Source organism: Bradyrhizobium hereditatis (genome assembly GCF_020329435.1).
Classification (GTDB): domain Bacteria; phylum Pseudomonadota; class Alphaproteobacteria; order Rhizobiales; family Xanthobacteraceae; genus Bradyrhizobium; species Bradyrhizobium hereditatis.
In genome coordinates this window covers 59780-77802 of sequence record NZ_JAGKJK010000007.1, presented here as the reverse complement: position 1 = coordinate 77802, position 18023 = coordinate 59780, and the positions used below count along the sequence as shown (strand labels likewise).

The 18023-nt window shown below is 62.1% G+C and carries 15 protein-coding genes; 5 read left to right on the top strand and 10 right to left on the bottom strand.

The annotated features are described in order from the left end of the window. Window positions 1-45 precede the first annotated feature (45 nt). Window positions 46-432: a hypothetical protein gene (locus J6524_RS17530; protein ID WP_225672713.1), complete on the top strand. Its 387-nt coding sequence runs from the start codon at window positions 46-48 to the stop codon at window positions 430-432. Between the two features lie 60 nt (window positions 433-492). Here J6524_RS17530 and J6524_RS17525 read toward each other — a convergent pair whose 3' ends face one another. Both J6524_RS17525 and flaF read right to left on the bottom strand, forming a co-directional pair. Next, on the bottom strand, window positions 493-855 hold the full coding sequence (locus J6524_RS17525; RefSeq protein ID WP_225672711.1) for a hypothetical protein: 363 nt from the start codon (window positions 853-855) through the stop codon (window positions 493-495). A gap of 22 nt (window positions 856-877) precedes the next feature. Beyond that, entirely contained in the window at window positions 878-1243 is a 366-nt protein-coding gene (gene flaF, locus J6524_RS17520) for a flagellar biosynthesis regulator FlaF (RefSeq protein ID WP_225672709.1), read from the bottom strand. Between the two features lie 682 nt (window positions 1244-1925). Here flaF and flbT point away from each other — a divergent pair. Next, window positions 1926-2354 carry a flagellar biosynthesis repressor FlbT gene (gene flbT / locus J6524_RS17515; RefSeq protein ID WP_225672707.1) on the top strand — a complete coding sequence of 143 codons (429 nt, stop codon included), beginning with the start codon at window positions 1926-1928 and terminating at the stop codon, window positions 2352-2354. Window positions 2355-2428: 74 nt separating this feature from the next. On the opposite strand, the gene J6524_RS17510 is transcribed toward flbT, so the two are convergent. The 5 genes from J6524_RS17510 to J6524_RS17490 all read right to left on the bottom strand — a co-directional run bounded on the left by J6524_RS17510 (window position 2429) and on the right by J6524_RS17490 (window position 10304). Beyond that, window positions 2429-4306 (bottom strand): flagellin family protein, encoded by a 1878-nt coding sequence (locus J6524_RS17510; RefSeq protein ID WP_225672705.1) that lies wholly within the window; start codon window positions 4304-4306, stop codon window positions 2429-2431. A gap of 7 nt (window positions 4307-4313) precedes the next feature. Beyond that, window positions 4314-6200, bottom strand: coding sequence for a flagellar hook-associated protein FlgK (flgK, locus tag J6524_RS17505; RefSeq protein WP_225672703.1), 1887 nt, complete (start codon window positions 6198-6200; stop codon window positions 4314-4316). A gap of 47 nt (window positions 6201-6247) precedes the next feature. Beyond that, complete coding sequence (locus J6524_RS17500; RefSeq protein ID WP_225672701.1) at window positions 6248-8059, bottom strand: flagellar hook-basal body complex protein; 1812 nt, start codon at window positions 8057-8059, stop codon at window positions 6248-6250. Between the two features lie 189 nt (window positions 8060-8248). After that, entirely contained in the window at window positions 8249-8749 is a 501-nt protein-coding gene (msrB, locus tag J6524_RS17495; protein WP_225672699.1) for a peptide-methionine (R)-S-oxide reductase MsrB, read from the bottom strand. Between the two features lie 64 nt (window positions 8750-8813). After that, window positions 8814-10304, bottom strand: coding sequence for an NAD(P)/FAD-dependent oxidoreductase (locus J6524_RS17490; RefSeq protein WP_225672697.1), 1491 nt, complete (start codon window positions 10302-10304; stop codon window positions 8814-8816). Between the two features lie 94 nt (window positions 10305-10398). On the opposite strand from J6524_RS17490, the gene J6524_RS17485 reads away from it, so the two are divergent. Beyond that, on the top strand, window positions 10399-10953 hold the full coding sequence (locus J6524_RS17485; RefSeq protein WP_225672695.1) for a SixA phosphatase family protein: 555 nt from the start codon (window positions 10399-10401) through the stop codon (window positions 10951-10953). A gap of 153 nt (window positions 10954-11106) precedes the next feature. Further along, on the top strand, window positions 11107-11532 hold the full coding sequence (locus J6524_RS17480; protein ID WP_225672693.1) for a universal stress protein: 426 nt from the start codon (window positions 11107-11109) through the stop codon (window positions 11530-11532). Between the two features lie 311 nt (window positions 11533-11843). Here J6524_RS17480 and J6524_RS17475 read toward each other — a convergent pair whose 3' ends face one another. Beyond that, window positions 11844-12080 carry a DUF1127 domain-containing protein gene (locus J6524_RS17475; RefSeq protein ID WP_225672691.1) on the bottom strand — a complete coding sequence of 79 codons (237 nt, stop codon included), beginning with the start codon at window positions 12078-12080 and terminating at the stop codon, window positions 11844-11846. A 178-nt stretch (window positions 12081-12258) separates the two neighbouring features. Here J6524_RS17475 and J6524_RS17470 point away from each other — a divergent pair, with 178 nt between their 5' ends. Continuing rightward, window positions 12259-13599 (top strand): aminotransferase-like domain-containing protein, encoded by a 1341-nt coding sequence (locus J6524_RS17470; protein WP_225672689.1) that lies wholly within the window; start codon window positions 12259-12261, stop codon window positions 13597-13599. A 260-nt stretch (window positions 13600-13859) separates the two neighbouring features. Here the strand turns inward: J6524_RS17470 and J6524_RS17465 are convergent, their stop codons facing one another. After that, on the bottom strand, window positions 13860-15284 hold the full coding sequence (locus tag J6524_RS17465; protein ID WP_225672688.1) for a hypothetical protein: 1425 nt from the start codon (window positions 15282-15284) through the stop codon (window positions 13860-13862). 14 nt (window positions 15285-15298) lie between these two features. Next, the gene (locus J6524_RS17460; RefSeq protein WP_225672687.1) at window positions 15299-18019 is read right to left on the bottom strand and encodes an NACHT domain-containing protein; all 2721 of its coding nucleotides are present in this window, start codon (window positions 18017-18019) and stop codon (window positions 15299-15301) included. Window positions 18020-18023: the final 4 nt, after the last annotated feature.

Genomic DNA, 18023 nt, shown 5'->3' with positions numbered 1-18023 from the left:
CAACGAGGGGTTGGGATTTGACTCGCAGCAGGCCTGGAGGCTGCCATGAGTACAGATTTCAACATCAAGCCGGTGGGGGCACCGGTTGCCGCGCCGATCGTTCAGCATGTGAGCGAGGCGGCACAACATGCGGTCGCAACCGAACTGCCGGCGAGCCAGAGCGTCTCGGCAGTCGATTCAGGTGCGCGCGCTAGCACCGATTCCGCGGCCGTCCGCGTCTCCATTTCGAATGCGAACCCCTCGGTAGCGAACAATGTGGTGATCGATCGCGACGCCCGCGCCGTCGTCTATCAGGTCATTGACGTCAAGACGAGCCAGGTGGTGAAGCAGTTTCCCGAGGAAGCGGTGCTGCGTCGGCGTGCCTATTTCCACACTCTCGATCTGACCAAGGACGCGCCGCAGCGCCTCCGCGCGACGGACCGCAAGGCTTAAGCGCTCCGGATCTGATTGACATCAGAAACCGCGATCGGCGGCCTTGCCGCCGCTGACAGCTCAAGAACGCTTCGCGTAAGCCTGATCAAGATAAGTCTGTCCGCTGGCGGCATCGGTGACGACGTTCTTGATCAGCGCGGTATTGTTGCCCGCGAGCGTGAACTTGGTATCGCCGATCCGGAACGCGTTGTCCTTGATCAGCACTTCCTGGAACTTGTTGGTACCGCCGCTCTGGTACTGCACCTTGGCGCGGAAGCCCGTGACGTTCGAGACGGTGATCTTGAACGTCTTTTGGTCGGCGTATTTTCCAGTCCAGCTGCCTTCATAGAGCTTGGGATCGACCGCCACGTACGGAGTATTGGACGGGACGGTCATTCCCACCGTTTTGTAGTTGGCTGATATGATGTTCCAGAGGTCAGCCATTCAGGCACACTCGGTCTGACGGTTAGCCGCGGCCCGAAAGGCCAGCAGCGATGTTGCAATTGATGTCGATCAGCGATTTCAGCTTGGCCGGATCCGGATTCAGTTGCATGTCGACCGTCTGCTTCATCACGAAAACGCCGATGTTCGCGATGTTCTGTCGTACTTCCATCGGCTGAGGATTCTCTTGCGCTTCCGCGGCGCTCATGAAGATCGACCAGAGCCGACGGTTGAAGAGCAGCGCGTTGTGCATGGCTTTGTCAGGACCGTTCCAATTGGCCTGGACTTCCTGAAGCTGCCGTGCGGCCTTCAGCAGTGCCTGCGCTTCGATTTCACGGGGAGACGTCGTCGTTTGCGATGTACGCGCGTAGGCCTGGGCTGCATTAGACATTCATAACCTCGATGGGAGCGGTTCGCAGGACACCGCGGGACTTGAGAAAAACTGCCCAACTTTCATACAGGTTGCGCCTTTAAATATGGTTAGCAAGCGTTACCGATTGTGTCGGTAGTCCGGCAAAAAATCCATATTTGCGGCAGCATGCCGGCCATTAGTTCTGATGGAATTAAGATCGAACGCTAAATTCTCGGCTTCTGTGTTTTTGTTCGACCGACGCTTTTATTTCTCGGGCGAAGTCATGATCCAAAAAAACGGCGCGGTTTTCCCCGCCGCCTTGATGGTTGACGTTGCCCGCCCGCTTAGCGCAGAAACTGCGGCACGCTCTGCTTCGACTGATTGGCCAGCCAGCGCAGACACCGCGATTGACAGCGGGTCGACGGCGCCTGGCTGTTCGCAGTTTTCCTCGTTGGTGTCGGCCAGCGACCAGCGTCACGTTCGACGAGCCGGTCTGCAGCACGTTGATCAGGTTCTGGCGGCATCGAAGTTACGAAGACCGTGAATCTGAAATTACTTCGCCGCGTCCGAACTCATCCCGTAGTTCTACTGGCCGCGTGCAAAAAAGCCCCGTCTAATGGGCACAAATCGCATCTTCACCATTGGTTAACCATCCTCGGGAAGGATGCCGAATCTGCCGGCGGGCACGACACGCGCGAAAAGCGCCAAATGGAGAAAAGGCATGGCCTTGAAAGTCGAGCTCAAACCGCACGAGCGAATCATCATCGGCGCCTGCGTGATCACCAACACCGATCAGCGCGCCAGACTGCTGATCGACGGCGACAGGATTCCGATCCTGCGCGAGAAAGACATCCTCACACCCGAAACTGCCGACACGCCGGCCAAGCTGGTCTATCTCGCCGTCCAGCTCATGTACCTGTCGCCGGATCCTATGGCGCACCACCCGACCTATTTCAGCCTAGTGCGCGACATCATCACGACGATGCCGAGCGCATGGCCATTCATCGAGGGCATCAACAATTATACACTGAACGGCGATCTCTACCATGCGCTGAAGGAAGCGAAGAAACTGATCGTCCATGAACAGCAGATCCTGGAGAGCGCTCGCAAACTGCAATCGGCCGAACAGCCCGATCGAAAATCCGCATAACAAGGACGTTCACCTGCAAACGAAAAAGGCCTCCCGCAAGGAGGCCTTTTTGTTTTGAGTACGAAGCCGCTCGATCAGATCGGCAGGAACTTGGTGAGCGAAATCTGGTACAGCATCGAAGTCGTTTGATACGAGGCCTGCAGGCTGGTCTGCAGCGCCAGGATCTTGGTCGCGACCTCGTCCTGATTGATGCCCTCGATCTGGTCGAGCATGGTTTGCGCCATTCCCTTGAGCTGGATCTGGCGGTCGGTCGACGCCTTGATGGCGTTCTGCGCGCCGGCGAATACCGCCTGCATGTCCTGAATTGACTGCTGCCCGGTCTGCGGCGCCAGGTTTGCCGAAATCCGCTGCTGCAGCGCGTTCACCTGCGCCTTCGAATTCGGATTGTTGGCGTTGGTTGTCACCGCGGCGTATACGGCAATGTTCTGCAACTGATACCGCAGCGCCTGTTCGTTGGCGCGGGCACCATATTGCACCGTGACCGACTGGTCGATGCGCGCGATGGCGGTGCCGCGTGCCGGATCAGCGCCGATTTCGCCCGTGTACCACGACACCGTGTTTGTCGAAGTGCCGCCAATCAGATTGGTGGCCGTGGCAAATGGCGGACCATTGACGCGCAGCGGCGCGGGGTTCGCACTCGGCGTGCCGCTGAAGCCAAGCGCCGCGAACGCCGCGGCGTTCGAGCTGGAGATCGAAAGGCTTTCGCCGTCGCCGCCATGTAGTGCAATCACGCCGCCCGTGACCGTCGATAGCGTACTGGTCCCCGTGATCGAATCGATCTTGGCGAGCAAGGTTTGCACGCTGTCGGTGATATTGAGCTGGTTGCCGGTCGCGCCGGCAGCGACGAAGGTAATCGGCGTGCCGTTGACGGTGATGGTGTCCCCCGCCGCAAAGCTGGCGGAGAGCGAATCCGTTCCGGCAGCGCCGGACAGCAGTGTCGCGCCGGTGATAGGTCCCGGCACCGTATTCTGATTGTTGACGGCGCTTCCAATGACGGTCGCCGACGGGTTGAAGAAGTTCTTGGACGCGGTGATCGCAGATGCGGCAACCAGCGAGGTGTCGCTCAGCGTCTGAATGGAGGACGTCAACGCGGCCTGCAGGTTGGCCGTTGTCGCAACCGTATCGACGCCGATCAAAAACGAACCGGCGGGCGGCGGATTCGTCGTGGTCGCCGTCAGCGTGATCGCCTCGGTGGTACCGTCAGGCAGATTGAAATTGAAGGTGACCTTCTCGCCATCGCTCGGATTGACGGCGCCTAGGTCGATCGTGGTCGCCGGCGGCGTGCCGGCTGGCTGCGTCACGATTGCGCCCGTCAGCGACGAGGTGACCGCTCCCAGCTTCAACCCGAACGACGAGCCGTCCTCGGCGAGACTGGTCACCGTGGTCGTGAGTGGCGGCGACGAAACCGTCAGATGCCCCATGTTGCCGATGCCCTGATCGGCCTGGCGTCGCTCATTGATCAGTTGCTTTAGACCGGCCTGCGTTCCCACGCCATCGAGCATGACGTCGCCCGGCACGGTTGCAGCCGTATCGGTGGTGCGTCCGGAAAACAGATAGCGGTCACCCGACTGGCTGTTGAGCAGCGACACCGCGTTCGAGAACGCGGCCTGCGCCGTGATCTGGCCGGAGGTCTGGCCGTTGTCGTTGAGCACGATTGTCGACGTACTCGCCGCGCCCTTGACTGACTTTCCGATGTCGATCATTCCCTGCAGCGCCAGATTGACGACGTTGAGCCGCGTATTGACGTTCTTCGCGGTGTCCGCGAACGCATCGATGCTGCTGACCTGCGCTCGCAGGCTGATCGCAAAGCCTCGATTGGCCCCCTGCCCGGCGTAACTCGTCGAGACCCTGCCGCTGGCGAGTTGCTGCGTCAGCTCGTCGAGCTGCCGCCGCAGTCCCATGATCGAGGTCCCGATGTAGGAAGTTCTGCCGTTAACGCCGTCGATCGACATGAAACCCTCACATGGCCTGGATCAGCGTGTCGTACATCTGCTTGATCGACGACATCACGCGGGCGTTGGCAGAATAGGCATTCTGCAGTGCGAGCAGATGCGCCATCTCGTCGTCGATGTTGACGCCAGAAGCATCCGTCACCTTCTTTTGCAGCGTGTTCAACACCACGGCCTGACCGTCCGCGAGCTGCTTGGCGGAGGTCGCCGCCTCGCCCTGCTGGCTGAGAAACTGCTTGGCGAAGTTTATCAGCGTCCCCGTGAACGGCGCGGCGGTGGTCCCGATGCCCGTTTGCGGCGAATAACGATAAGAGCCGGTCTGCAGTTGATCGAGAATGAAGTTGGGACGCGTCGTGTCATCGGCAGCCGTCAACGGGTTGGTGGAGAACACGACGCTACGCGAGGGATCGCCGAGCAGCCCGAGATTCACGCTGATGCGGCCGGCAAGGCCGACCTGCTGTTGACCATTGGGAGTGATCGCGCCTGTAAAGAGACCGCCATTGTCCGTGAACAGCGGGAGCTGCGCGTTGCCGCTGGTGAGCGACGATATGGTCGTGGTGACCGAGGCCGCCAGGACGTCCGAGCGATTCGTTGCCCCGTCGTCCAGGACGCGCAAGGTCGAGCCCGACGGATTGGAGAACTGCAGATTGGCGGTCGGCCCGAGCGCGGCGTTGAGCTGGGAAACCACCGAGGCCATGCCGCCGGAAAAATTGACGCCAAGCACTTCGTCGTTCGGATCGAGCGTTGCATTGTTGCTCAGCGGCAGCACGCTCGGATCGTCGACGCGCACGATCGACAGATTGTGCGTAATGCCGGTGGTGTTGTCCTTGTAGCTAACGTGAATGACGTTACCCGACTGCAACCCGGTGAGATCGAGATCGTAGCCGGCCTGCGGCAGGACGGACGCCGGAGCGGCGGTGCCGGCTGTCGTCTTGTCCGACAGCGCACTCGACATCGCGGCAGCGAACTGGTCGATCTGCGCCTGCGCCTTCACAAGGGTCTCGTCGCGCAGCTCGAGATAGGCCGCGATCTTACCCGAACGAATCGACTTGGTCGACACCAGGTCGTAGCTGCCGCCATGCGGGAAATTGATGGTGATGGTGCCGACGTTGCTCTTGGTCGGATCGGTGGGATTGTACAGCGTGTTGGGCGTCATCGTGCCCTGCGGATTGAAGGTCAGTTGCGCCGCTTCGGTTCCGACGAGCTGCACGCCGGAATTCGTGAAAACCGTCACCTGGTTGAGATCGTTGACGACGGTTCTGATATCCATCAGCGCCGACAACTGCGTGATGTACTGATCGCGCTGGTCGAGCAACGACGCCGTCGCGGCGTCGGTCTTGCCGTTTTTCTGCAACTGGTTGTTGATGAACGCGATCTGGGCCATCGCGTTGTTCGCCGTAAAGATCGAATCGTTGATGCCCATCTCGGCGTTGGCGCGAAGGTTCTGAATGCCTTGCGTCGTTGCGTTGAGCGTCTGCGCCATCGTCTGCGCGGCGCCGACGGCAGCGATACGCGCCGACGCCGAGTCCGCGCTCGTCGAGAGGCCCTGAAAGGCGGTCAAGAGCTTGTTGAACGCGTCCTCGATGGTGCCGGTTTCGGACGGGTTTCCGTAGACGCTTTGCAAATTTTGAAGGAAGGTCGAGCGGATATCGGCATAGGCTGCGCCGGAGGTTTCCGTCCGCAACGCCGCCTGCAGATATTGATCGAGCTGCCGGTCGACTCCGTGGAGCAGAACGCTCGAACCGTAATCGCCGGTCACGCCGGCGGACTGGATGACCGATTTCCTGACGTAACCCGGCGTTTCCGCGTTGGCGACGTTCGATCCAACTAGCGAGATCGCGGCTTGCGTCGCGCGCAGGCCGGACATCGCGGTAGAGAGAGCTTGACTCAAACCCATGACTAATTGCCCATCTCAAATCGCATTCGCGAACGAGCCATCGCAGATCAGCGCAGCACGTTCAGGAGATCCTGCACCATCGTGTTGGAAGTGGTGATGACCTTGGTGTTGGCCGAATAGGCCTGCTGGGTGACGATCAGCTTGGTGAACTCATCGGCGATGTCGGTGTTCGATCCTTCCAGCGACGAGCCGACGATGGTTCCGGCCTTGCCATACAGCGCCTGTCCGGATCCGTCGGTGACCTCGAACGCGCCGCCATTGACGCGCTTGAGGAAGTTGGTGCCGTTGAAGGTCGCGACCGAGATTTCGGCAAGGTCGAGGTTGCGGCCGTTGGAGTAGTTGCCGACAATGCGGCCATTGGTGCCGACGCCGACCGACTGCAACTGGCCGGCCGGGAAGCCGTCCTGCTGGATCTGGTTGACCTGCACGTTGCCGTTGGCATCCGCGAACTGGGTGACGCCGCCGGTACCGAAATTGATGACGGGGCTGCCCAGCGCGACGCCGTTGACGACGGCATTGGTCAGCTCCACGGACGGAATCGCCGGCGACATCTGGCCTGACGCCGAGAAGGTGAAGTTGGTGTTGACGTTCTGCCACGCGACCTGAGTGCCGGTTGCGTTGGGATTAACCTGGTAGAACAGGTTCCAGGTATCGGTATGGCCGGCGCCGAGCGAGGCACTGTCGACCTTGGCCCAGCGGAACTGCAAGTTCACCGGCGCGCCCGAGATGTCGTAGGTCGTAACCGCGCCGCCCGCGATCGACTCGGCGAGGAACGTCGAGTTGTCGTTGCCGACGACCTGGCCGGTGCCGACGCCGCCACCACCACCGCGCGTCGCCGTCACGGTGCCGGTAAAGCCAAGGGCAGCCCAAGCTGCGGTGTTCGAACTTGAGATCGTGAGGTTGTTGGCGGTGCCGGAGTGCAGCGTGATCGAGCCGGAGGCGATCGTGGACGCGACTGACGTGCCCTGGAGGAAGTCGATCTTGCCCAGCAAGGTTCCGATACTGTCGTCGACGTTGATCTGGTTGGGGCCGACGGCGGTGCCCGACGCCATGAAGGTGAGGGTTTGGCCGTTGACCGTGATGGTGTCGCCCGCGACAAAATTGGTGGAGATCGAGTTGGTGCCAGCCGCGCCGCTAAGCAGGGTCGCGGCCGTGTTTGCAACCGACGGCGTCGCTTTGTTGTTCTGGGTGGTGCCGCTTCTGGAGGCGTCGGTATAAGGCGCCGCAGGTGTGCCGAGCGCCAACGGATTATGTCCGGCGCTGTATGATCCAGGCACGATCAATTCCGATCCGGGAACGGAAACGTCGTGCTTGGTCGTCAGCGGATAGCTGGCGAGGTTGGCGCGATAGTCGATCCTGGTGGTTTGCTGCGCCGGCAAGAAGTCGTTCTGGAACCGGAGAACCTGCGGCGAACTGCCGGATGGATTGCCGGTGGTCGGGTCGATCGGCACGCCCTGCAGATAATAGCCGGCGCCATTGACGAGGTAGCCGCTCTTGTCGAGCTGGAAGTCGCCGCGGCGAGTGTAACGGTCGACACCGTCGAACACCGGCGTGCCGTCGGTGAAGTTGCCGGGCTTTTGCACCGCAAAGAAGCCGTTGCCGTTGATCGCCATGAACGTCGCAACCGACGCCGTCTGCACGTCGCCCTGCACCGAGTTGGTGGCGCGGGATTGCGTGGTCACGCCGCCGGCGAGCTGCGCGGTCGTTGCGGTCTGCGGAATAAGGTCAAGGAAAGAGGTATCGATGCGCTTGAAAGCGGTGGTCTGCGAGTTGGCGATATTGCCCGAGACGTTTTCCAGCGCGTAGGAGTTGGCGCGGAGACCGCCGACCGCGGTGGTGAGAGCGCCGAAGATACCCATGACATTTTCTCCAATTTCGATCCGGGCGGCTCGCCGGGTCCAAGGAAACGCAGGCCGCGTCGGGAGAAGATGTCGCAAGTGGTGTGCCAACCTACAAAATCAATAAAAATCAATGACTTAATAAAAAATCCCCGGTCCGGGGACCGGGGCACATTTGCCGGGCGGGCAACAATTGCCGAGCAACGGCGGTTACGAAGCGGAGGGCCCCGCCGGGTGAAACACCATCCCAAAGCCGTCGATGCAGTAGCGCAAACCGGTCGGCGGCGGCCCGTCGTCGAAGACGTGACCAAGGTGACCGCCGCAGAGGCGGCAATGAACTTCGGTGCGTATCATGCCGAAGCTGCGGTCCTCGGTCTTGCCCAAGGCATTGTCGAGCGGCTGCCAGAAGCTCGGCCAACCGGTGCCGCTGTCATACTTGGTATCCGAGGAGAACAGTGGCAGATCGCAGCCGGCGCAGGCGAAGATGCCCTTGCGCTTTTCCTTCAGCAGCGGGCTCGAACCTGGGCGCTCGGTGCCGTGCTTGCGCAGGATTTCGTATTGCTGCGGCGTGAGCTGCGCGCGCCATTCGGCGTCGGTCTTTTCGATCTCGAATTTCCCGGCGGCCTCTGCCGGCGTTGAACGCAGCCAGCGGAACGCGGCCAGGCCAAACAGGCCGGCAACGGATGCAAGCAGGATACGGCGGTCGAACATGGAAGTCTCCGTGCGCGTGGCGGGCATAAGCGTCGCCATCAGATACGGGTCCAAGACGCCGACGTTACATCGATCCGCCGCGAATTTTCTCACTTTCCCGCGAGGAAGCCGCCTGCATTCCGCCGTCCTGCGGCTCGGCGGGCCGCGGCGGCTGCGGCCGCACCGGGCGCGGCGCGCCCGGCGGCGGACGGCGCGGTGGCCTGGCTCCGGCCTGCCGATTGGCTTCCGCCAATCGCGCCTCGCGAACACGTTCCCGGGCGCGTGCGCCCTCGCGGTAACGGGCCAGCGCGCCCGCTGCGGCGGAATGACCCCGCCCCCACAGGCCGATCAAATGGCCGGCGACGCGGCCGGTAACGCCGCCCGCCCAGACCAGCTCAAACGGCGAAAACAGTTTCCAGCGGTCCTCGCCCCAGAGGATGCTGCGTGCAATCACCTGCCCCGCCATTGCCGCAGTATTCAGCCCCTGACGACCGAAACCGCTGGCGACCCACAGCCCTTTGCGCAGCTGGCCGATCTGCGGCATGCCATGCACCGTCACCCCGACCGCACCGCCGAACACGTTGGCAATCGGCACCTTGCCGAGCCTTGGGAAGACGGTGGCGATGCGGCGCTGAATGGCGGGGCCGTACCGGCTTGGCCGCGCTTCCCAGGTGGTTTCCGGGCTCGCCCACATCAGCCGATCACCATCCACGATCCGGAAATGATCGATGCCGTCGCTGTCGGCCACCGAACCCTTGAAGGCAATGATTTCGCCCAACCGCTCGCCAAGCGGTTCCGTCACGGCGGCATAGCGCCAGACCGGCAGCAGCGTTTCCGACAGGCGGCGCAACGGGGCACCGAGATGGACGTTGCCGGCCAGCACGATGTGAGAGGCGCGCAGCCGCGCCGATGGCGTCACGATACGCTTGCGAATGCCTGACGGATCGATGCTGACGACGGGCGTGTCCTCGAAGATGCGCGCACCGGCCCGCCTTGCCTGCGCGGCAAGACCGTGGATGTATTTGCGGCCGTTGATCTGGAACGCACGCGGAAAATAGATGCCGTGGAAATATCGCTCCGTTCCAAGCTGATCGCGAACGCGATCGACTTGCCATCCCTCGACCTCGGTCTCGAAATCCTCGCTCAATGACTGCAGCCGGCTGATCAGCGTCTCGCCGGCGTCGACATTGGAGACCTCCAGCGCCCCTTCCGTCAGGGCGATTCCCGGCATCGCGTCTTCGGTCGCGGCGGCACGAACGTATTCGGCGCCCTCCTTCGACATCGCCCACAGCTCGCGCGCGTCCTCGAGCCCGACCCGCTCGATCAGGTCGCCGATTGGAAGACTGTAGCCCGGCATGACTGTGCCGACTTGATGGCCAGATGCGTTCCAGCCGACATGTCGGCCTTCGAGCACGGCCACGCTGGCGCCAAGTCGCGCGGCCTCCAGCGCTGCGGTGAGGCCGGCAAGTCCGGCTCCCACCACGCAAATGTCAACATCCAGGTCGAATGAAAGACGCGAGCGAAAAGGCGCGTCATCCTCGGGGCCGTTGGTCACACTTGTGAAAGTCTCGGGCATGGCGTTTCTTACGGGCCGCTGCGGCGCTTGTCACCTTGTCCGAGACATGAGCCTGTAGATTAGTCCAGACTAAGACCGAATCGAGAATGCGCCCATGCGCCGTTTGATGCTGCTGCGTCACGCTAAGACAGAACACGACGCGCCTTCGGGCCATGACCACGACCGCCGTCTCGACGAACGCGGCCGGCGGGACTCCGCCGCCATCGGAACCTGGATCGGCCGGCATCCGCCCTTTCCCGATGCCGTTCTGGTTTCAACCGCTGTGCGGGCGCGGCAGACCTGGGAAATCGCGCGCGAAGCGATGAAGGATGCAGTGCGGGATAGACCGCCGCAGCCCCAGGTCGAATTGCTCGACGAGATTTACGGTGCCGAGCCGACGCAGCTCCTGCAAATCATCCGCATGGCCGAGGTCACCGATCCCGTGCGCTTGATGCTGATCGGCCACAATCCCGGCATGCACGAGCTGGCGCTCATGCTCGCCGGCAGCGGCGACGCGGCGGCGAAGAAATCACTTGAGGACAATCTGCCAACCGCAGGCCTCGCCATCCTGGATTTCGCGATCGACGACTGGAGCGAGGTGGCGTTCCGCCGCGGCAAGCTTGTGCGCTTCACTAGCCCGAAGCTGCTGAAGCAGGCGCTCGATGATTGAGTCAGGCGGACATCCAAGTCCGATCATGCTAAACTGACCACCGTTTTTCGAGCGAAATAGTAACAAGTTCGCTTAAAAGAAACCGCGTCAAAACAAGAGGCTAGAGTCGGCTTCTGATAAATCGGAACCGGACCGTCGCAGCGGGAGCAGCAGATGTTCAAGTCGATTCTCGTGCCAATCGATCTGGCCGACACCGACCTTGCCAAGCCCGCGATCGCCACCGCCGCAACGCTGTCGCAGACATGGAACGGCAAAGTGCGTCTGCTCAACGTGCTGCCGATGACGCCGGCGATGCTAGCGGAATATGTACCCGCCGATTTCGACGCCCAGCAGCGCGCGACATCGGAGGAAGCGCTCGCCATCGTGGCAAAGGAATCCGGCATCGAGCCATCACGCATTTCCGCCGCAGTGCGGAAAGGCGGCATCTATCACGAGATCCTCGAAGAGGCGGCGGCGATCAAGGCGGATCTGATCGTGATGACCTCGCACCGGCCGGCGATGCGGACCTATTTTCTCGGGTCCAATGCCGGCCACGTCGTGCGTTACGCCAAGTGCTCGGTGCTGGTAGTCCGGCACTAGCGGAGCGCAAAGCACCACGATCTCGTAGCCTGGACGTCGTGCAGATGCGCTTTCGGGGCTACATCGCAGGGTCCAAACACAAAATATCGAAAACAACCCCATGCAAAGTACGACGGACCCGGCCAGCAGCCTCACGGCGCTTGCGTCCGGGCCCCGAAATGTTCGCCGTCACCGACGCGGTGCCGCCGGCGACGATATTGTCGATGTTGTCCGCATCGCCCACGTAGGACGTTACGCCGGAGCGCCCCGCGAAAAACTCGGCCCGGCCTATCGACCGGGCCGACGGTGTCAGAGCATTCAATCCAAATGCCTCACATCATCCGCCCGTACATCGGATCAATCATGCCGCGCACGGCTGATTCAATCTGGCTGCGCTCGACCCCGATGTCGCGAAGCGCACGATCGTCCAGCTCGCTTAACGTTTTGACAGCCTCGCGGTGCGCGAAATAGGTGACGATGCCGTTCACCCAGCCTGCGAGCACGCCGAAAAATCCGGCCGGGCTCTTGCGGGAAGCAGACTGACCTGCCGTCTGGGATATCGTCGTCATCGTCCTTCTCCTTCTTTCACACGGCAAACCGCTGCCGTTGGCGCAAACGCTGCGAGGCGCCTGCACCTTCCAATGATCTGATTGCTTGCACCCCTCTCAGTGCAATCATGGGCTTGATGGGTTCAAAATGATCCGATACATTTCTCGGTGCAAGGGAAACATTGCTCTCGGTGCAATAATGTCGAAGTTCGAGTACCTGAAGCTTGCCGATACCGTCGCAGCCGAGATCGCCAACGGCTCGCTCAAGCCCGGCGACCGCCTGCCTCCGCAACGCAGCTTCGCGTATCAGCGAAAGATCGCGGTCTCGACCGCGAGCCGGGTTTACGCAGAGCTGTTGCGTCGTGGCCTCGTGGTCGGCGAAGTCGGGCGTGGCACCTTCGTTTCGGGGGAAACGCGCCGCGGCATCGCCATGCCTACCGAACCTCGCGGCGCACGCATCGATCTGGAAGTGAACTATCCGATCCTGCCGACACAATCAGCGATGATCGCAAGGAGCCTTGCGGGACTCGAGCGCCCCGAAGTGCTCGATCTCGCATTGCGGCACTCGACTACGACGGGCACGCTGGCGGCGCGGACGATTTCCGCCGAGTTTCTTTCCCGCCAGGACTGGTCTCCGGCCCCCGATCAGCTCGTCTTCACCGCGAACGGCAGGCAGTGCATCGCCGCCGCGCTGGCAGCGACGGTGCCAAGTGGCGGCCGCTGTGGCGTCGAGGCGCTGACCTATCCCTTTATCAAGGACATCGCCGCACGGCTCGGCGTCACGCTTGTGCCGCTCTCGATGGATGAGAACGGCGTTCGCCCCGACGCCGTGCAGAAGGCGCACCGAGAGGCCCATTTGTCGGCGCTGTACATCCAGCCGACAATTCAAAATCCGCTCGGCATGACCATGCCGCAGGCCCGCCGGGCCGAATTGCTGCGTGTCGTCGAAAAACTCGGCCTCACCGTCATCGAGGACACCGTCTATGGCTTTCTCGATGAGGAAACGCCGATGGCCGCGCTGGCGCCCGACATCTGCATCACGCTCGACAGTCTGTCGAAGAAGGTGGCGCCTGGCCTTGCACTCGGCTTCATCGTTTCGCCGCCGCGTCTGCGGGAGCGCGTCATGGCCGCGGTTCGATCGGGAGGATGGACGGCTTCCGGCTTTGCATTCGCGGCCGGGCAACGGCTGATGGCCGACGGCACAGTGGCCGAACTCTCACGCCTGAAACGGATCGATGCGGCGCGGCGCCAGCAGTTGGCGGCCAAATACCTCGCCGGCTTCGAGGTGCAGGCGAACGTCAAGTCCTACCATCTGTGGCTCACCCTGCCCCCACATTGGCGCTCGCAGACCTTCGTTGCGGCCGCAGCCCGGCGCGACATCGCGCTCACCCCTTCGACTACGTTCGCTGTAACTCCAGGCCATGCCCCCAACGCCGTCCGCCTGGCGCTCGGCGCGCCCAGCACCGAGCAGCTCGATCTGGCGCTGCGAACGCTATCGGGCATGCTGACGGCAAAGGAAGACGTCGATACGACCGAGTAGTCTGAAGAAGCGCTCAATCCGTTGGCCGTCGATTCATGATCGGTGAGTTCGTAGCGCATGATTCGGGCCCTGGCTTCCCAAGCTTGAATCACGGTCCGACTCGCGGTCTCAACCGACTCTTCCGCAGCGCAATTCGGTCGCTATCCTCCCAGAAGCGGACGCGTTATGGTCGCCTAGCGTTCTTCCGCCAATGACCCGAAGGAGATCTTCCCGCATGGCCGGGTCAACAACGGACATCGCTGGCCTTCGACGCAGCGGAGCTAACCTTCCGCTGTAGCGTCCGGGTCTGGCTGCATAATTGGCCATGACTTGCCGGACGGCAGATCGGGGTGACGCGGCTCTGCTTCCGGCATTCCGTGTTCATCCCTAATCCAGTCAATCTGACGCAGCCACCGCGCAGCGGCGTCAGCGTGACCGCCGTCTGTTGTCAGTGCCAGCAGCTTTTGGCGCAAGCTGCCGGCAGGAACCGGAACAACGTCGTATGCACCTGCCCAATCGCTAGACGGCACATGCTGTGTGACGAGCCGGTCAATGGTTTGCCACGTCACAAAGGTCCGTTTCTGTTCCTGTTCGAATTTTATGAGTAACAGCAAGCCGTCCTCGTCGGGAGCCTCTGCGACTGCCCGGGCCAGCATGGCAAGTCCGGGCGTAGTTGGGCCGCCTTTCAATAGGCTATACAAATGGGCGCGTAGATCCGGATGTGCCTCGATCAGGCTGCCGAGTTCTCCCGCCAAATGCCAGTGATTTCCCGTCCGGTCGAAAGCCCCGCTGGCGGTCAGGTCAACGATTCGACGTGCTGAAGATGGTGTGCCGAACCGCAGGACTGCCGTGCGCCACCGGTCGTTCAAATAGAAGCGCGGGTCTTCCTCGGCGAGCTTGAATAAGACCTCTTCAGATTCGCCCGAAGGAGCATCGGCAAGAGCTCCGACCATCCCCTCCAAGAAGCGCGGCTCGCGCTGCGCGGGCGGCATGTCACGTACGAAGGCTAACGCCTCGGTCGGTTGATTTACGAACGGCAGTAGGCGCAGCCAACTTTTCAATTCATCACCATCGCTCTGCGTCAATATCCATGGCTTGGTTTTTGCTGCCTCGAGGACTTCGGAGATCCCGTCGCCGACAATTTTGGTGTCGATCTCCTCCCCCGAGAGGACGAGGCCCAGGAGCAGATCAGAACGTGTGCGCCTCGGTGCGAGGGCAATGAGCTTCTGGATCGTGCTATCACGCTGCCCGTGCGGGAGCCGTGACGCCACAATGCCGAGAGCGACGGCGAGCTTTTTCTGCTCGTCGGTCGCGCCATCCGCAATGAGGGACTCAATAGCCGCGAAGATCGCTTCCGCCTCCGCCGACGTTGCGTCAGGATCGACGGCGCGCGCCGCGCGCTTTTCCTCCACGCCCGAGAAGTCCACGCCGAACGGAAAGCGCTTATCTTTCGGCAGCTCGTTTGCAGTGCGCCATTGGTCAGCGAGCACCTGCGCGGCAAGTTCGCCGAAGTGCTCGTCTTGTAGGTATTCCTGCATCATGGCGGCCGTTTCCGGCGCTTTGATTGCCAGGAATGCACGCTGGTACTCGTGCGTCATGGGCTGGTGAGCTTCATTCGAGGCCTCGCCTTGCCGCCAGCCAGCAGCTTTTGCCTCCTCGCGGAACGCCCGGTAACGCCGCAGATTATCGTCCAGTAGCCGTTTCAAGATGGGCAACAGGCCTACGGAGGGAGCATGGCTGGCAGCGTAGCGATGCTGGCCTTATGCCAGCGCTGCGCGTCCGCAGAGGCCAGCATCCGGCTGCCCCAGTCTTCGACGAGGGCTTCAACGGCCGCGAGCGAGGCCGGATCGAAGGGTCTGCCGCGATCTGTGTCGCCATCGGGATGTCGCGAGAGAAGTTCGGCTAAGCGCGCCATCCGCCCGTTGTCCGCCTGCACCGAGCGCGCAAGCACAGCGGCGACGAGACTCGCGCCCTGCACGTGCGCGATTCGAGTCTGTAGTCCGTTGTATATCTCGCTCGCGGTTTGGTCGAATCTTCCATCGACGCGCAGCCGCGCTCCTGCGTCGAGGAACGCATCAACCATGCGGCCCACGGCGATCGGGCCCAGCACCGACGCGGCGGCTTCTGCGCGATCATCGTGGCGGCCGGGATCGGAAAGCGCGATTTCCAGAAGCGCTTCCTCTTCCAGAGCGAATCCGGCGGATGCCAGAATGTCGTCCGCGCCGTAAAACAGCGCGCGGCCTGCACGTACACGCGCCAGCAGGCCTTGCGTGATCGCGTCCGAATAACGTTTGCGCGCTTCATAGATCAATTGCACCCCGGCATCCTGCCGCTGTTCGATCTCCATCGTGCTGATGATGTCGGTCAGCTCAGCGCTTCGGTCCTCGCCTCCTTGCGCGTACACGATCACGCGCAGGCGATCATAAGCCGATGTTTTTTCCGCCGCCTGCCGCATGCGCGCTGCCGCGACGCCTTTCTTGACCTGGTCGTCGTCCACGTCGTCGACGAGGTCCCTGCGGACAATCAAATCGAAGGTCGTTTCGCCGGCATTCTGCAGCACTTCCGCCACATGCCGGTCCGCGCGCCGGAACGTTAGCGCGTCGACGACGGATGCCTGCACTTCAGGATCCGGATCGTTCTTCGCAATGGCGCTTGCGAGATCGAGGCCATCCATGCCGCTGCGCGAGGCCATTTCGCTCAGCAGCACTGTCCGGAGGTGCGGGGACAAAGCCTTGATCTTCTTCTCTGCGTCACTTCCAAGGACCGACGGTCTAAAACGCCTGCAGTTGCGTAACGCCTTCAGGCTGATCTGATCGTTTTCATCAGTAATGAGCGGCCACACTGCATCGAGGAATTCGGAGCGGCCGGACGTGATCATGAATCTGACGGCGCGATCAACTTTACCGGGGGCGTGCCACCGCGCCACCAGTCCCTGAATGGTCGCGGCGATCTGCGACCATACTTCTTCCGTGGAGCGGAAGATCATCTCGGCGGCTAGGATCGGATCGACTTCGAACGCGGCGACGATCGCCTTGCCACACGCGGTGCGTTGGTGCACATCGCCGCGCGCCAGCCGCTCGACTGCAAAGAGGATGGGTTCCTCCCATGCTGGGAGATTGAAGACTTCCGCCTTCAACGTCTCGCGCTGTTTGGGATCGTCGACCTCGGCGATGATCCGGCGCTCGACCGAATGAGAGGCGTACCACTCCTGAAACTGCTGGTGCTGGAATGCATATCCCAGTGTGTCGCCTGCGCGCATCAGCAGGTGGTTGCTGACGAGCACATTGAGCACTGCGTCGGGCTGCGGCTTGATCGTGATCTGTCTGTTGTCAGCCAGCAGGTTTTCTGTGTCGAAGATCGATTGCCGGGCGTTGGTGTCGGCGATTGCTGTGTTTGCCGCTCGGGTAGCGAAGACGGCGAGACCGTCGAGGTAATCCTGCTGAAATCCTTGCGCGACGACGTAAAGCGCCTCCGCGTGGCTCGCCTCCTTCTCGTGCACGGCCACAAAGTGCCGCAGTACTTCCTCCTTGGTCGTCGGGAATGGTGCGTTCTCGGGAAGGGAGAGCAGGGCGGTCAGATAGAGCGGGATGGTCACGAGCTCACGCACGCCGGCCGTGCGCCATGCCTGATCGACGATCTTCGCACCTGCGTCGCCGCGCATCGCGACGGCGATCTGCATCTGCTGCCCTTCGTTGAGGGGCAGAAGGTCGACGCGGGTTCCCCCGAAAGGAACGTCGAGTGCTTGCCGGCGCGTGGAGACGATGAGGCCGAGTTCGGGCAATTCCGCCTTTAGAGCCACGACCTGCACGCGCGCGCGGGACCGCGCTCGCATGTCCAGTTCGTTCCATCCGTCGAGAAGTAGCACAATGCCAGGCTGCGCGGCGGCCTTGCGGAAGTCGTCTTCCGAGATTCCACGGAACGCTGGACGCTTGAGAATAGAGTCGAGAACCGTCGCGCCTTCCGTTGCCCAATCGCCGAGCGGCACAATGAGCGGCGTCCCCTTGCCATCGGCCAGTACGCCTTCGGCGATCTGGAAGAGCGTCGTGGTCTTTCCCATGCCGGGCGGTGCGACAAGGATCAGATCATCCAGCGACGTGACCGCGCCTGCAAGCGAGCTTGTTGTCACTGGCTCGTCGAAGTCATCCACTTTAAGTGTGAGTGCGACCGAGGTGACGGGCCATTTCGCGGTCTGCCGAAAAACCCTGAGGTCCGCTTCGGCGGCCGCGCGAAGGCGCTGCGCCAATCGCGGGTCGGTAGCATCCGCTTGCCCGGTCGCCGCCTCATTGCGCAGCACGCGCCGCCAAGACTCGTTTTCCGCTTGCCTCTTCCACTCGCGCAGCCGCTCGACGGTGAATTGGGCATCGGTGGAATCGATCGCCTTACCATGGTCGCGGCACATCCAGATGCCGTTCTTTGCTGAAGAGCGCTCCTCGGGCGTCATGGTC

What these genes read in the sequence shown, in the direction of transcription:
- J6524_RS17510 (WP_225672705.1), bottom strand. Translation starts at nt 4,306, where the DNA reads ATGTCGATCGACGGCGTTAACGGCAGAACTTCCTACATCGGGACCTCG.
- flbT (WP_225672707.1), top strand. Translation starts at nt 1,926, where the DNA reads ATGGCCTTGAAAGTCGAGCTCAAACCGCACGAGCGAATCATCATCGGC.
- J6524_RS17460 (WP_225672687.1), bottom strand. Translation starts at nt 18,019, where the DNA reads ATGACGCCCGAGGAGCGCTCTTCAGCAAAGAACGGCATCTGGATGTGC.
- J6524_RS17485 (WP_225672695.1), top strand. Translation starts at nt 10,399, where the DNA reads ATGCGCCGTTTGATGCTGCTGCGTCACGCTAAGACAGAACACGACGCG.
- J6524_RS17475 (WP_225672691.1), bottom strand. Translation starts at nt 12,080, where the DNA reads ATGACGACGATATCCCAGACGGCAGGTCAGTCTGCTTCCCGCAAGAGC.
- J6524_RS17525 (WP_225672711.1), bottom strand. Translation starts at nt 855, where the DNA reads ATGGCTGACCTCTGGAACATCATATCAGCCAACTACAAAACGGTGGGA.
- J6524_RS17490 (WP_225672697.1), bottom strand. Translation starts at nt 10,304, where the DNA reads ATGCCCGAGACTTTCACAAGTGTGACCAACGGCCCCGAGGATGACGCG.
- msrB (WP_225672699.1), bottom strand. Translation starts at nt 8,749, where the DNA reads ATGTTCGACCGCCGTATCCTGCTTGCATCCGTTGCCGGCCTGTTTGGC.
- J6524_RS17480 (WP_225672693.1), top strand. Translation starts at nt 11,107, where the DNA reads ATGTTCAAGTCGATTCTCGTGCCAATCGATCTGGCCGACACCGACCTT.
- flaF (WP_225672709.1), bottom strand. Translation starts at nt 1,243, where the DNA reads ATGTCTAATGCAGCCCAGGCCTACGCGCGTACATCGCAAACGACGACG.
- J6524_RS17530 (WP_225672713.1), top strand. Translation starts at nt 46, where the DNA reads ATGAGTACAGATTTCAACATCAAGCCGGTGGGGGCACCGGTTGCCGCG.
- J6524_RS17470 (WP_225672689.1), top strand. Translation starts at nt 12,259, where the DNA reads ATGTCGAAGTTCGAGTACCTGAAGCTTGCCGATACCGTCGCAGCCGAG.
- J6524_RS17500 (WP_225672701.1), bottom strand. Translation starts at nt 8,059, where the DNA reads ATGGGTATCTTCGGCGCTCTCACCACCGCGGTCGGCGGTCTCCGCGCC.
- flgK (WP_225672703.1), bottom strand. Translation starts at nt 6,200, where the DNA reads ATGGGTTTGAGTCAAGCTCTCTCTACCGCGATGTCCGGCCTGCGCGCG.